Source organism: Streptomyces sp. AHU1, from assembly GCF_045343905.1.
Taxonomy (GTDB): domain Bacteria; phylum Actinomycetota; class Actinomycetes; order Streptomycetales; family Streptomycetaceae; genus Streptomyces; species Streptomyces triticiradicis.
The window spans coordinates 3413090-3427545 of sequence record NZ_CP174283.1; the positions used below are offsets into that span (position 1 = coordinate 3413090).

The window sequence follows — 14456 nt, forward strand, 5'->3', positions numbered from 1 at the left end:
CGGGCCGACATGTGTGACTGTGACGGCCGAGGGGGCCGGGACGAGCGCTCGGAAGCGTTGCGGAAGGATTGCGAAGCGGCCACGGCGGGGGCTCTTCGAGACCGGTGGGTGATCTTCCGGAGACCTGAGGGGTGTCGTCCGGACCGACGCGGGTCCGGACCGGTCCGGACCGACGTGGGCCCGGACCGGTCCGGGTCGGGTCGGGTCGGCTCGGCGCCGGTCCGGACGATGGCCCCTACGACACGATGTCCTTGCACCGGAAACCGCGGAAGGCCAGGGCGAACAGGACGAGCGCGTACGTCACCGAGACGGCCGCCCCCTGGATCATCCCTCCCCACTCCGGTGTCGGCTGGATGGCGTCGGCCCAGGCGAACTGCCAGTGGGCGGGCAGGAAGTCGCGCCAGTGGCCGAGGGCGGTGACCGCGTCGAGGACGTTGCCCACGATGGTCAGGCCGACCGCGCCGCCGACCGCGCCGAGCGGGGCGTCCGTCTTCGTCGACAGCCAGAACGCGAGCCCCGCGGTGACCAGTTGGGACACGAAGATGTACGCGATCACCGCGAGCAGCCGCTGGGCGGCGGTGCCCGCCGGGAGCGCGCCGCCGGTGGGGATCTGCAGGGGCCCCCAGCCGTAGGCGGCGGTGCCCACGGCGAGCGCGACGACCGGCAGCAGGACCAACGCCGCGAGGCTGAGCCCGAGCGCGACGGTGAGCTTGGACCACAGCAGCCGGGCCCTGGGCACGGGGGCCGCCAGCAGGTAGCGCAGGGAGGACCAGCTCGCCTCGGAGGCGACGGTGTCGCCGCAGAACAGCGCGACCGGGATCACCAGGAGGAAGCCCGCCGACACGAACAGGTTCACCGCGGCGAAGTTGGCGCCGGACGCGGTGGCCGTGTCCATCAGGGTGATCCGGTCGTTGCGCCCGCCGGGCTGTCCGCCGATCGCGAAGGCGACGAGCAGGACGAAGGGCAGGACCGCGAGGACCGCCCCCATCACCAGGGTGCGGCGGCGCTTCAGTTGGCGGGCGAGTTCGACCCGCAGCGGCAGGGTGCGGCGCGCCCGGTACCCGTCGGCCGTCTCGGTCCGCTCGAGGAGCGTGCTCATGCGGAGCCTCCGATCAGGGTGAGGAACGCGTCTTCCAGACGGCGGTGGGGTCCCACCGACGCCACCGGTACTTCGAGGCGCACGAGTTCCACGACCAGGCGTTGCGCGCTGCCGCCGGTGTCGAGGCGGACCAGCAGTCCGTCCTCGGTGGCAACGGCCGAGAGCACGCCCGGCAGCGCGCCGACCTTCTCCACGACCGGCGCCTCGACGGGTGCCCCGGTGCCGACGAGCAGGGTGTCGCCGGAGCCGACGATCTCGGACACCGGTCCGGCCTGGACGAGCCGGCCGCGGTCCATGACCACGAGGTGGGTGCAGGACTGCTCGACCTCGGCGAGGAGATGGCTGGAGACGATGACCGTGCGGCCCTGGGCGGCGTAGCGGATCATCACCTGGCGCATCTCGCGGATCTGCGGCGGGTCGAGGCCGTTGGTCGGTTCGTCCAGGATCAGCAGGTCCGGGAGGCCGAGCATGGCCTGGGCGATGGCGAGGCGCTGGCGCATGCCCTGGGAGTAGGTGCGCACCGCGCGGGCCAGGGCGTCGCCAAGTCCGGCGATCTCCAGGGCCTCCTCCATGTGGGCGTCCTCGGCGGGACGGCCGGTGGCCCGCCAGTACAGCTCCAGGTTCTCGCGGCCGGACAGGTGCGGGAGGAAGCCCGCGCCCTCGACGAAGGCTCCGACGCGGGAGAGGACGGGCGCGCCGGGGCGGATCGCGTGCCCGAAGACGTGGATCTCGCCGTCGTCGGGCTTGATGAGGCCCATGAGCATGCGCAGGGTGGTGGTCTTGCCCGCGCCGTTCGGCCCGAGCAGTCCGAGGACCTGACCCTTCTCCACGCGGAACGACAGGTCCCGTACCGCGTACCGGTCGGCGGACTTCGCGTAGCGCTTGGCGAGTCCGGTGATCTGGAGGGGGACCTCGGCGAGTGCGGGGTCGGGCGCCGGGGCGGCGGTGCGGCGGCGGCCGGTCACGAGGAGGGCCAGAGCGGCGAGCGCTCCGGCGAGCGGGAGCCACCACACCCAGGAGGGCAGCGGCGCGGCGGCGGTCCTCACCGCGGGGGCCGTGGGCACCTGGAGGGCGCTCCTCAGGGACACGGTGTACGTGGCCGGGGCCGCCGGGGAGGCGTAGCCGAGGTCGGTCGAGGACAGGACCAGGCGCAACCGGTGGCCCTTCCGGACCGCGTGGTCGACCGCGGGCAGCGTGAGGGACACGTCCCGGCCGCTCTTCGCGCCCTCGACGCGGACCGGGGTGACCAGCTGGGAGGGCAGTACCTGCTGGGCGCCGCCGGGGCCGACGTCGTACACCTTGGCGAAGAGGACCGCGTCGTCGGCGCTGGAGCGGACGTGCACGGTGGCGGTCGGCGCGCCGGTGATCCGCACGTCGTCACGGAAGGGCGCGGACTCGAAGCGGGCGTACTGGCCGGGGAAGTCCAGGGAGATCCCGACGCCGAGGCTGGACAGCTGGGAGAGGCCGCCGGAGCCGCCGAGTCCGGGCAGGGCCGAGATGGCGGGCGGACTGGAGCCCGCCGGGTTCTGGAAGCTCTGCTCGCGGCCGGTCAGCGCGACGGCGCGACGGCCGCTGTCCAGTCCGGGGTAGGTGTCCGAGCTCGCGCCGCGCAGCAGGGCGGCGCCGTCGGTGGAGTCGACGCCTCCGCTGCGGGTGACGCGGAAGGCGGGGCCGGTGTCGGCGCCCTTGTCGTCCTTCAGGTAGCGGTCGAACCAGGAGACGACGCGGGAGGTGACGCGGTCGGCCTCCAGGTCGCCGCCGTCGTGTCCGCCCGCGATCCAGTCGACGTCGACGGGGGCGCCGTTGGCCTTGACCGCCCGGGCCATCGCGTCGGCCTGGCCGAGGGTGAAGAGGGAGTCGGACTGGCCCTGGGTGATGAGGGTGGGGACCTCGATGCGGTCGCCGACGGCGGAGGGGCTGCGCTCCTGGAGCAGCTTCACCGCCGCGGCGTCGGGCTTCCCGGACTCGGCGACCCGGTTGTACATCGCGCACAGCTCGGGTTCGAAGCGGGCGCAGCCGCCGCCGGAGTTGAGGAAGATGCCCGCCCAGAGCTTCTTGAACACGCCGTTCGGGAACAGGGCGTCCGCGAGGTTCCAGTACGTGATCGAGGGGGCGACGGCGTCGACGCGCGGGTCGTTCGCGGCGGCCAGCAGGGAGACGGCCCCGCCGTAGGAGGCGCCCGTCACGCCCACGCGGGGGTCGCCGCCCTTGTCGAGCCGGACCTCGGGGCGCCGGGCGAGCCAGTCGACGAGCCGGGAGACGTCGGCGACCTCGGCCTTCGGATCGTTCAGCCCGATCCGGCCGGTGGACCGGCCGAAGCCGCGGGCCGACCAGGTCAGGACCGCGTATCCGTCGCGGGCGAGCTTCTCCGCCTCGTCGCGGACGTCCGCCTTGCTGCCGCCGAAGCCGTGCGCGAGGAGGACGGCGGGGCGGCGGCGCGAGGAGGGGCCCTCGGTGAAGTACGAGGTGTCGAGCCGCACTCCGCCGTCCATGGTCATGACACGGTCGGTGCGGTGCACGGGGGGCGCGTCGTCGGAGGCGACGGCCGTCCAGGTGCCCGCGCCGGCGAGCACCACGAGGGCCGCGGCAGCGGCCGGCCATCTCCCGCGGGCTCGCCCCGTCGTTCCGGCGGCGGGTCGCCCCCGGCGCGGCCCGCGCGGCCGGGGCAGTCGAAGATCCATGGCTCAACGGTACGGGTGCCCGTCGGCGGCGAGGACAGCCGCCGGGGTGAACCGGCACCCCTCCCGGGGAAGTACGGCGGGGGCCGCGTGTACCGCGTCCGTGGTACGAACGGGCCATGGAGCTGCGCCGCGCCGCCACCGTCTCGGAACTGACCGCCGCCGAGCACCTCTTCGACCACCCCGTGCGCCCCGAGTGGGCCCGGCGGTTCCTGGAGGCGGGGGGCCACCATCTGTTCCTGGCCTACGAGGACGGGGTGCCGGTCGGCTTCGTCAGCGGTGTCGAGACGGTTCACCCGGACAAGGGCACCGAGATGTTCCTGTACGAGCTGGGGGTGGCGGAGCCGTTCCGGCGGCGGGGCGTCGGGCGGGCGCTGGTCCGCGCGCTCGCGGCCCTGGCGGGGGAACGCGGCTGTCACGGGATGTGGGTGGGCGTGGACGCCGGGAACGACGTCGCCCTCGCCACGTACCGCAGCGCGGGTGGCGAGGACGACGGGATGTGCACGGTGGTGACGTGGGACCTCGGCTGAGGCTCCCGTGCGGGGGCGGGGCCCGGCGGGAGGGAACCCGCCGGGCGAACCGCCGCGGTCACGCCTGCGTGTCCTCCGGGATCGACACCAGCCAGCGGGTGTCGCGGCGCGGGCGCAGGTAGAAGGCCCAGTAGAGGGTGGCGACGGCGGTGATGCCGCCGGTCCACAGCAGGTACTGGGTCTCCTGCTGGGTGAGGACGTAGGCGAGGACGACGATCAGCAGGACCGGCACCGCGGGCCACAGCGGCATCCGCCAGGCGGGGGTGTGGCGGTGGTGGCCGCGCCGGGCGAGCAGGGCGGCGACCGCGACGAGCAGGTACATCGCGGTCACCGACACGCCGGTGACGCCGTACAGGGTGTCCAGGTTGACGAAGCAGAGGGCGGCGCCGGGGACGCCCACCAGCAGGGTGGCGACCCAGGGGGAGCCGAACCGGCCGAGCTTGGACAGGCCGTTGTTGACCGGCTCGGGCCACGCCTTGTCACGGGCCGAGGCGAACAGGACGCGCGAGTTCTGGATGACCATGACGATGCCCGCGTTGATGATCGCGAGGGCGACGCAGAGGCTGACGAAGGTGCCGACGGCCGAGTTGGACCAGGCGGTGACCATGCTGCTGATGTCGCCGCCGGTGAGCTCCTGGATGTCGGAGGCGCCCATGGTGATGGCGACGACCGGGACGAGGATGACGACGGTGGAGATGGCGAGGGTGGCCAGCACCGTGCGGGCGACGTTGCGCCGCGGGTTCTCCAGCTCCTCGGAGAGGTAGACGGCGGTCGAGAAGCCCTGGGTGGCGAAGAGGGCGATGGCGAGCCCGGAGATGACGAGCATGGCCGTGACGGCGTCGGTGTGTCCGCCGGTGCCGGCGACCTGCATGGAGGTGAGGCTGCCGAGGCCGCGCCGGCTGTGCGTAAAGCCGAGGAGGGCCACCACGCCAGCGGCGACGACTTCGAGGACGAGGAAGATGCCGGTGATCCAGGCGTTGGCGCGCAGGTCGAGCAGTCCGGCGAGGGTGGCCAGCAGCATCACGCCGGCGCCGGTCATCGCCGGGTCGAGGTGTACGACGGGGGCGAGGTAGTCGGCGGTGCCGATGGCGATCACCGGCGGGACGATCATGACCACCAGCAGGGACATCACGAAGACGAGCCAGCCCGCGAGGCGTCCGGCCATCGTCGAGACCATGGCGTACTCGCCGCCCGCGCTGGGGATGAGGGTGCCCAGCTCCGAGTAGCAGAACGCCACGGCGATACAGAGCAGGGAGCCGATCGCGATCGTGAGGGCGGTCGCGGTGCCGAGCGAGCCGAAGAGATCGGGTATGACCACGAACAGCGTCGAAGCCGGGGTCACGCATGACAGCGTCAGCAGGGTGCCGCCGACGACGCCGATGGATCGCTTGAGCGTCTTGTGGTTCCCGGCCGCCGTCGGTGCGGCGTCCAGGACGGCGGTCTCGACGGGGCGGAGCGTGTCGGTCATGAAGCGGTTCCGATCAACTCGTGCATCAGAGGTTCGGGCGGGAGCGATATCGCCTCCGGCGGCTCGCGTCGTACGTCTTTTTCGTCCGCTCCCGCGCTGATGGAACCTTGACGGAAACCGTTGCGTCAATGGCCGTTTACCTACGGAATCCGCAGCAGCGGAGCGACGCACGTCACATAACTTTCCCAGGCCGTAACACTCCTGTACGGCAATCATCAATACTCATCGGACAACGACCTTGTTTTCGAAGGTCATAAAAGCGTTTCACCTGCATTACCCGTTTCGTCACCGCATGACGAGAACCGCAGCCGGACTACCGAGACTCGCTGGAATTGGTCCGCATTCCGGACGCAAATCTGTGGTGGCCATGTCAGTCCCTGAGGCTAGAGTCCTGCGCGCAGAGGACATATGGACAGGGGTGGGGAACGTGCGGTACACGCGGGGTGCGGTCTGGGCGGGAGTGGCCGTCGCGGCGCTGGCCGGGACGACCGGATGCGGTGCGGAGACGACGAAGAAGGCCGCCGAGACGGTCAGCCACGCGGACACGATCATGGCGGCACTGGGACGGGCCACGGACCGGACGGAGTCCCTGGGCTCCGCCGAGATCAAGATGACCACCCAGCTGAACGGAGCCGCGCCCATCGCCATGGAAGGCACCTACTCCTGGGGCCACGGCTACGCGTTCGACGTCCGCATGAACACCAAGGCCGCGAAGATGGAGACGCTGACACGCGACCCGTCGATCCGCGCGCTCTTCGTGAACGGCGCCTACTACTACGACATCGACCCGCAGCCGTCCGGCCCGCTCAAGGGCAAGGAGTGGATGAAGGTCGACGGGTCGGCCGTCTTCGGCACGGCGGGCGCCGCGGCGATGCGCGGAAACCCGAACGCCGGCAGCCCGGCGGCGAGCATGCGGGGGTTGAAGTACGCGAACAACGTCGAGGACCTCGGCGAGGAGACCGTCGGCGGGAAGACCGCGACCCACTACCGGGCCGTGATCGACAAGAGCCACATGGGCAAGTACAAGGAAGCCCTGACGGCCGGGGACGACACGCTCTTCGGCTCGGCGACCGGCGCCGTCGACGCGATCACCATGGACGTCTGGGTCGGCCCCAAGGACCTGCCGGTCCGCTTCAAGGAGGTCCTCGGCACCATGACGGTGACCATGGACTTCGAGAAGTTCAGCACCACCTCCGACGTGAGGACCCCGCCGGCCGCGCAGACCGGTGACGTCACCGAACTCCTGAAGAAGGCCGCCGCGCAACAGCAGTAGACCCCGGCACGACGGTGCCCCGCCCCTCGTGCGAGGAGCGGGGCACCGGTGGCCGAGGGCCTCAGTGGTTGCGCGGGAAGCCCAGGTCGACGCCCGCCGGGGCCTCCGACGGGTCCGGCCAGCGGGTGGTGACGACCTTGCCGCGGGTGTAGAAGTGCGTGCCGTCGTTGCCGTAGATGTGGTGGTCCCCGAAGAGGGAGTCCTTCCAGCCGCCGAAGGAGTGGTAGCCCACCGGCACCGGGATCGGCACGTTCACGCCGACCATGCCCGCCTCGATCTCCAGCTGGAAGCGGCGGGCGGCGCCGCCGTCCCGGGTGAAGATCGCGGTGCCGTTGCCGAAGGGGGACGCGTTGATCAGCGCCACGCCCTCCTCATAGGTGTCCACGCGCAGCACGCACAGCACCGGGCCGAAGATCTCGTCCTTGTACGCGTCCGCCGTCACCGGCACCCGGTCCAGGAGCGAGAGGCCGATCCAGTGGCCGTCCTCGTAGCCCTCGACCGTGTAGCCCGTGCCGTCGAGGACGACCTCGCAGCCCTGGTCGGCGGCGCCCTTCACGTAGGAGGCCACCTTGTCACGGTGGACGGCCGTGATGAGCGGGCCCATCTCGGAGGCCGGGTCGTCGCCGGGACCGATCTTGATCTTCTCGGCGCGCTCACGGATCTTGGCCACCAGCTCGTCGCCGACGGAGCCGACCGCCACCACCGCGGAGATCGCCATGCAGCGCTCGCCGGCCGAGCCGTACGCGGCCGAGACGGCGGCGTCGGCCGCGGCGTCCAGGTCGGCGTCCGGCAGCACCAGCATGTGGTTCTTGGCACCGCCGAGCGCCTGGACCCGCTTGTGGTTCGCGGAGGCGGTGGTGTGGATGTAGCGGGCGATCGGCGTCGAGCCCACGAAGGACACCGCGGCGACGTCCGGGTGCTCCAGGAGCCGGTCGACGGCCACCTTGTCACCGTGCACGACGTTGAAGACCCCGTCGGGCAGGCCCGCCTCGGCCAGCAGCTCGGCGAGCTTCATGGCTGCCGAGGGGTCCTTCTCCGAGGGCTTGAGGACGAAGGTGTTGCCGCAGGCGATGGCGATCGGGAACATCCACATCGGGACCATCGCCGGGAAGTTGAACGGCGTGATGCCCGCGACGACGCCCAGCGGCTGGCGGATCGAGGACACGTCGACCCGGGAGGCCACCTCGGTCGACAGCTCGCCCTTGAGCTGCGTCGTGATCCCGCAGGCCAGCTCGACGATCTCCAGGCCGCGGGCGACCTCGCCGAGCGCGTCCGAGTGCACCTTGCCGTGCTCGGCGGTGATCAGCGCGGCGATCTCGTCGCGGTGGGCGTCGAGCAGGGCGCGGAACTTGAAGAGGACCGCGGTCCTGCGGGCCAGCGAGGACTGGCCCCAGGTCGCGTAGGCGTCCTTCGCGGCGGCGACCGCGGCGTCGACCTCGTCGACGGTCGCGAACGCGACGCGCGTGGTCACGGCACCGGTCGCCGGGTCGGTGACCGGCCCGTACGTACCCGACGCCCCCTCGACGGACTTGCCACCGATCCAGTGGTCGACGGTCTTCGTCATGGCCATGCACTCCTTCACAGATGGCGTCGTCGGGCGGCGACGTGCCGGTCGTACTCCTCGCGGGCCTTGACCGCCGACGGTCGGGTCGCGGTCTCGGCCACGGGTACATCCCACCAGGCCTGCGCCGGGGGCGCGCCCGACACTGTGTCTGCCGTTTCGGTCTCCACGTAGACACAAGTGGGAGTGTCCGCCCCGCGCGCCTCGGCCAGGGCCGCCCGCAGGTCGCGCACGGTTCCCGCGCGCAGGACCCGCATACCCAGACTGGCCGCGTTGGCCGCGAGGTCCACCGGCAGCGGCACCCCCGTGTAGGTACGGTCCGCGGCCAGACGGCGGTACGCCGTGCCGTACCGCTCGCCGCCCACGGACTCCGAGAGGCCCCCGATCGACGCGTACCCGTGGTTCTGGAGGACGACCACCTTGATCGCGACGCCCTCCTGGACGGCGGTGACGATCTCGGTCGGCATCATCAGGTACGTGCCGTCGCCGACCAGCGCCCACACGGGCCGGTCCGGGGCCGCCATCCGCACTCCGATCGCGGCCGGGATCTCGTAGCCCATGCACGAATAGCCGTACTCGACGTGGTACTGGTCCCGCGACCGCGCCCGCCACAGCTTGTGCAGGTCACCGGGGAGCGAGCCGGCCGCGTTGATCAGGATGTCGTCCTCGGTGACCAGCTCGTCGAGGACGCCGAGGACCTGCGTCTGGGTGGGCCGGACGTCGGTGTCCTGCGCCTCGTAGGCCGCGTCGACACGGTGTTCCCAGCGTTCCTTGTCGTCCGTGTACTCGGTGACGTACGCGGGCTCCGCGCGGTGGCGGTGTGCCGGCAGCGCCCCGGCGAGCGCCTCGAGACCGGCGCGGGCGTCGGCGATCAGCGGGACGCCGGCGAGCTTGTGGCCGTCGTGGGGGGCGATGTTGAGGTTGAGGAAGCGGACGTCCGGGGCCGCGAACAGCGTGCCCGAGGCGGTGGTGAAGTCGGTGTAGCGGGTGCCGACGCCGATCACCAGGTCGGCGGTGCGGGCGAGGTCGTCGGCGGTCGCCGTGCCGGTGTGGCCGATGCCGCCGACGTCCTGCGGGTGGTCCCAGCGCAGCGAGCCCTTGCCCGCCTGGGTGGAGGCGACGGGGATGCCGGTGGCCGAGGCGAACTCGGCGAGCGCCTCCTCGGCGCGGCTGTGGTGCACGCCGCCGCCCGCGACGATCAGCGGACGCCGGGCCGCGCGGACCGCCGCGACGGCGCGGGCCAGCTCGCCGGCGTCGGGCGCCTGGCGGCGCACGCTCCAGGTCCGCTCGGCGAAGAACTCCCCGGGCCAGTCGTACGCCTCGGCCTGCACGTCCTGGGGCAGCGCGAGCGTGACGGCGCCGGTGTCGACGGGGTCGGTGAGCACGCGCATCGCCTGGAGGGCGGCGGGGATCAGGGCCTCGGGGCGGGTGATCCGGTCGAAGTACCGCGACACCGGGCGCAGACAGTCGTTGACCGAGACGTCCCCGGCGAAGGGGACCTCCAGCTGCTGGAGCACCGGGTCGGCGGGGCGGGCCGCGAAGACGTCCCCGGGCAGCAGCAGCACCGGCAGGTGGTTGACGGTGGCGAGCGCGGCGCCGGTGACGAGGTTGGTGGCGCCGGGGCCGATGGAGGTGGTCACGGCGTGCGCGGAGAGCCGGCCGCACTGACGGGCGTAGCCGACGGCCGCGTGCACCATGGCCTGTTCGTTGCGCCCCTGGTGGAAGGGCATCACGGGGTGCGTCCCCCCGGGGGGCACCGTGGAGTGCTCGACGAGCGCCTGGCCGATCCCGGCGACGTTCCCGTGGCCGAAGATGCCCCAGACGGCGCCGATCAGCCGGCGGCGGGTGCCGTCCCGTTCCGTGTACTGCGCGGCCAGGAACCGCACCAGCGCCTGCGCGACCGTCAGCCTCGTCGTCGAGGTCATCGGTACCCCCCTGTGCTCCTCGCGTGCTCCGGGTGGAATCGGATCCGCCACTCCCTGTCCCCGCCCGGACCCGCCATGACGTTCAGGTAGTACATGGTGTGACCGGGCTGGGCGATGGACGGGCCGTGCCATCCGTCGGGGACGAGGACGGCGTCGCCGGTGCGGACCTCGGCGAGGACGTCCGCACCGCCCTCGCGGGAGGGGAACACGCGCTGGTAGCCGAAACCGCCCGGCCCCTCGATCTCGAAGTAGTAGATCTCCTCCAGCCGGGACTCGACGCCGGGCAGGTCCTCGTCGTGCTTGTGCGGCGGGTACGAGGACCAGTTGCCTCCGGGGGTGATCACCTCCACGGCGATGAGCCGGTCGCAGTCGAAGACGTCCGCGGCGGCGAAGTTGCGCACCTCGCGGGCGCAGGCACCGCTGCCGCGGTCTTCGACGGGAACCTCCGGCGCGGGGCCGTAGCGGGCGGGGAGTCGACGCTCGCACTTCGCTCCTGCCAGGGCGAAGCGGCCTCCCGCGCCGGAGGCGATCTGGGCCCGGGCCTCACGGGGAACGTACGCGAAGTCGGAGACTCCGTCGAACACGCTCCCCCTGCCCAGGAGTTGGAACTCCTCCTCTTCCATACCGTCTTTGGTGCGCACCGCGCAGCCGCCGCTGAGCGGGAGCACGATCCATTCGCTGTCCCCGGTGGTGAACGTATGGGTGCCGCCGGGCGCCAGCTCCACGATCCGCAGGCTGCTGTGGGTCCAGCCCGCCCGTTCGGGGTCGATGTCCAGGGCGTAGTGGGCGTCGGCGGCGGTGCCCCTGGGCACGTGCAGCCCGTTGCTCGGACGAGTCATGCGGCCCTCACAGAAGTCCTACGGCGGTGTCCACGGCCGCGGCGACATCGCCGTCCGCGGGGTACAGCAGCGAACGGCCCACCACCAGGCCCTGCACGGTGGGGAGTTGGAGCGCCCCGCGCCACTTCTCGTACGCACCCTCCTGGTCCTCGCCGACATCGCCGCCGAGCAGGACGGCGGGCAGCGTGGAGGTCTCCATGACCCGGGCCATGTCGTCGGGGTTCTCGGTGACGGGGACCTTCAGCCAGGTGTACGCCGAACTGCCGCCCAGGCCGCCGGCGATGGCGATGGACTTGGTGACGGCCTCGGCGCTCAGATCGTTGCGCAGGGTGCCGTCGTCGCGGCGACGGCAGAGGAACGGTTCGACGAAGACCGGGAGTCGCCGTTCGGCCATGTCGTCCACCACGCGGGCGGCGGACTCCAGGGTGCGCAGCGATCCGGGGTCGTCGTAGTCGATGCGCAGCAGCAGCTTGCCGGCGTCGAAGCCGAGCCGTTCGATGTCCCTCGGGCGGTGGCCGGTGAACCGGTCGTCCATCTCGAAGACGGAGCCCGCGAGTCCGCCCCGGTTCATGGACCCGATGACCACCTTGCCGTCGAGCACGCCGAGCAGCAGCAGGTCGTCGAGTATGTCGGCGGTGGCGAGCACGCCGTCGACCCCGGGGCGGGAGAGCGCGAGACACAGCCGCTCCAGCAGATCGGCGCGTCCCGCCATGGCCAGCTTCCGGTCGCCGACGGCCAGCATGCCGCGCGCCGGGTGGTCCGCGGCGACGATCATCAGCCGCCCGGAGCCGTCGAGCAGCGGCCGCCGCGCCCGGCGGGCGGCGGCCTCCGCGACCGCCTCGGGGTGACGGGCGCGGGTCCGGACGAGGGCGGAGACGTCGACGCGGGGGGAGGCGGGGCGCAGGCGGTCGTAGGCGGTGGGGGTGACCGGGGCGGTGGTGAGCGGCCCGGCGGGCGGGGGCGCGTCGCCGCCCTTCTCCTGACGGGCTCCTCCGACGTGGCCCGCCCTCACCGCACCGCTCCGGCGGCGAGGGCCTGTTCGATCTCGTGCGGGACGGGCATCGCGGAGGAGCACTCCAGACGGGAGGCGACGATGGCGCCCGCCGCGTTCGCGTGGCGCATGGTCTTCTCCAGGTCCCAGCCGGCGAGCAGTCCGTGGCAGAGGGAACCGCCGAACGCGTCGCCCGCGCCGAGGCCGTTGAGGACCTCGACCGGCAGGGGCGGGACCTCGGCGGTGGTCCCGTCGCGGTGGACGGCGAGGACGCCCTTGGGTCCCTGTTTCACCACGGCGAGTTCGGCGCCGGCCTTGAGGAGGGCGGCGGCAGCGGCGTGCGGATCGCGCTCCCCCGTGGCGACCTCGACCTCGTCGACGTTGCCGACGGCGACGGTGGCGTGGCGCAGGGCCTCCCGGTAGAAGGGGCGGGCGGAGGCGGGATCGTGCCAGGCTGTGTTCTTCCAAAACATGGGCCGCCAGTCGAGGTCGAAGACCGTCGTGCCGGAGCGGGCCCGGTGGGCCAGGGCGGTGAGCGTGGCCGTGCGGCTGGGTTCCGCGCTCAGTCCCGTGCCGGTCACCCACAGGACGCGGGTGTCGCGCACGGCGTCGAGGTCGAGTTCGTGGGCGTGGATCTCCAGGTCGGGGGCCTTGGGCTGCCGGTAGAAGTACAGCGGGAAGTCGTCCGGCGGGAAGACCTCGCAGAAGGTGACCGGGGTCGGCAGTCCCGGTACCGCGGTGACCCAGCGGTCGTCGACGCCGAAGTCGCGCAACGCCTCGTGCAGATAGGTTCCGAAGGGATCCGCACCCGTTCGGGTGACGACGGCGGTACGCCGTCCGAGCCGCGCGGCAGCCACCGCGACATTGGCCGCCGAGCCGCCGAGGAACTTGCCGAAGGAGGTCACCCGGGACAGCGGGACCCCCGTCTGCAACGGGTAGAGGTCCACGCCGATCCGCCCCATGGTGATCAGCTCGTACGCCATCGAGTTCCCTTCCGCGCGGTCACTGCGGCTGCCCCCAGGTCTAGTCCCGCGGAGGGAGCCTGTCAACGTTTTGTCCAGACATTCGGACCAGGGCTTGACACCTTTCCGGAGCCGCCGGAAGCTGGCGCCCATGACGTCGTTGCCGCCTCAGTCATCGCCGCAGCCATCCCCCGGGCCCTCGCCGAAGTCGTCACCGCGGTCGTCACCTCCGTCCTCACTCTCGCGCATCCGGATCGGTTCGGCTCCCGACTCCTGGGGCGTCTGGTTCCCCGACGACCCCTTGCAGGTCCCCTGGCGGCGCTTCCTCGACGAGGTCTCCGAGTCCGGCTACGAGTGGATCGAGCTCGGCCCTCACGGCTATCTGCCCACCGATCCGGACGTCCTCCGCGAGGAGACCGGGCGGCGCGGGCTCGGCGTCTCGGCGGGCACGGTCTTCACCGGGCTGCACCGGGGCCCCGACGTGTGGGAGTCCACCTGGGCGCACGTCTCGGAGATCGCGGCGCTCGCCCAGGCGATGGGCGCCGGTCATCTCGTGGTCATCCCGGCCTTCTGGCGGGACGACAAGACCGGGGCGGTGCTGGAGGACAGCGTGCTGACGCCGGCCCAGTGGCGCGATCTGGCCACCCAGACCGAGCGGCTCGCCCACGAGGTGCGCGAGCGCTACGGGCTGAGGGTCGTCGTCCATCCGCACGCCGACACGCACATCGACAGCGAGGAGAACGTCACCCGCTTCCTCGACGCGACCGACTCCTCGCTGGTGTCGCTCTGTCTGGACACGGGCCACTACGCCTACTGCGGCGGCGACAGCGTCAAGCTCATCGAGACGTACGGCGAACGCATCGGCTACCTCCACCTCAAGCAGGTGGACCCGCGGGTGCTGGCCGGAGTGCGGGCGGAGGAGCTGCCGTTCGGGCCCGCCGTCGCACGCGGCGTGATGTGCGAACCGCCTTCCGGCGTACCGGCGCTGGAACCCGTCCTCGCCGCCGCGCAGGACCTCGGCGTCGAGCTCTTCGCGATCGTCGAGCAGGACATGTACCCGTGCCCGCCGGACAAGCCGCTGCCGATCGCCCGGCGCACCCGGGCGTTCCTGAGGTCCTGCGGGGCCTGAG

Annotated in this window: 11 protein-coding genes; 3 read left to right on the forward strand and 8 right to left on the reverse strand. The window is 72.2% G+C overall.

The window, feature by feature from the left end:
- Positions 1-235 precede the first annotated feature (235 nt).
- Together ACICHK_RS15410 and ACICHK_RS15415 are read right to left on the reverse strand one after the other, a co-directional pair.
- Positions 236-1099: an ABC transporter permease gene (locus ACICHK_RS15410; protein WP_406837354.1), complete on the reverse strand. Its 864-nt coding sequence runs from the start codon at positions 1097-1099 to the stop codon at positions 236-238.
- Complete coding sequence (locus ACICHK_RS15415; RefSeq protein WP_406837355.1) at positions 1096-3780, reverse strand: alpha/beta fold hydrolase; 2685 nt, start codon at positions 3778-3780, stop codon at positions 1096-1098. Before ACICHK_RS15415 ends, ACICHK_RS15410 begins: the two co-directional genes overlap by 4 nt.
- A 116-nt stretch (positions 3781-3896) precedes the next feature.
- On the opposite strand from ACICHK_RS15415, the gene ACICHK_RS15420 reads away from it, so the two are divergent.
- On the forward strand, positions 3897-4307 hold the full coding sequence (locus ACICHK_RS15420) for a GNAT family N-acetyltransferase (protein ID WP_151474374.1): 411 nt from the start codon (positions 3897-3899) through the stop codon (positions 4305-4307).
- A 58-nt stretch (positions 4308-4365) separates the two neighbouring features.
- Here the strand turns inward: ACICHK_RS15420 and ACICHK_RS15425 are convergent, their stop codons facing one another.
- Complete coding sequence (locus ACICHK_RS15425; RefSeq protein ID WP_406837356.1) at positions 4366-5775, reverse strand: APC family permease; 1410 nt, start codon at positions 5773-5775, stop codon at positions 4366-4368.
- 427 nt (positions 5776-6202) lie between these two features.
- Between ACICHK_RS15425 and ACICHK_RS15430 the strand changes: the two genes are divergently transcribed.
- Positions 6203-7048: a hypothetical protein gene (locus ACICHK_RS15430; protein ID WP_406837357.1), complete on the forward strand. Its 846-nt coding sequence runs from the start codon at positions 6203-6205 to the stop codon at positions 7046-7048.
- 61 nt (positions 7049-7109) lie between these two features.
- Here ACICHK_RS15430 and mmsA read toward each other — a convergent pair whose 3' ends face one another.
- The 5 genes from mmsA to iolC form a co-directional block, all read right to left on the reverse strand.
- Complete coding sequence (gene mmsA / locus ACICHK_RS15435) at positions 7110-8612, reverse strand: CoA-acylating methylmalonate-semialdehyde dehydrogenase (protein ID WP_406837358.1); 1503 nt, start codon at positions 8610-8612, stop codon at positions 7110-7112.
- A 14-nt stretch (positions 8613-8626) separates the two neighbouring features.
- The gene (iolD, locus tag ACICHK_RS15440) at positions 8627-10534 is read right to left on the reverse strand and encodes a 3D-(3,5/4)-trihydroxycyclohexane-1,2-dione acylhydrolase (decyclizing) (protein WP_406837359.1); all 1908 of its coding nucleotides are present in this window, start codon (positions 10532-10534) and stop codon (positions 8627-8629) included.
- Positions 10531-11373, reverse strand: coding sequence for a 5-deoxy-glucuronate isomerase (gene iolB / locus ACICHK_RS15445; RefSeq protein WP_406837360.1), 843 nt, complete (start codon positions 11371-11373; stop codon positions 10531-10533). The genes iolD and iolB overlap by 4 nt, the downstream gene beginning before the upstream one ends.
- A 7-nt stretch (positions 11374-11380) precedes the next feature.
- Positions 11381-12277 carry a deoxyribose-phosphate aldolase gene (locus ACICHK_RS15450; protein ID WP_406841231.1) on the reverse strand — a complete coding sequence of 299 codons (897 nt, stop codon included), beginning with the start codon at positions 12275-12277 and terminating at the stop codon, positions 11381-11383.
- 104 nt (positions 12278-12381) lie between these two features.
- Positions 12382-13347 carry a 5-dehydro-2-deoxygluconokinase gene (gene iolC, locus ACICHK_RS15455; RefSeq protein WP_406837361.1) on the reverse strand — a complete coding sequence of 322 codons (966 nt, stop codon included), beginning with the start codon at positions 13345-13347 and terminating at the stop codon, positions 12382-12384.
- A 130-nt stretch (positions 13348-13477) separates the two neighbouring features.
- Here iolC and ACICHK_RS15460 point away from each other — a divergent pair, with 130 nt between their 5' ends.
- The gene (locus tag ACICHK_RS15460) at positions 13478-14455 is read left to right on the forward strand and encodes a sugar phosphate isomerase/epimerase family protein (RefSeq protein WP_406837362.1); all 978 of its coding nucleotides are present in this window, start codon (positions 13478-13480) and stop codon (positions 14453-14455) included.
- The last annotated feature ends 1 nt before the right edge of the window (position 14456 follow it).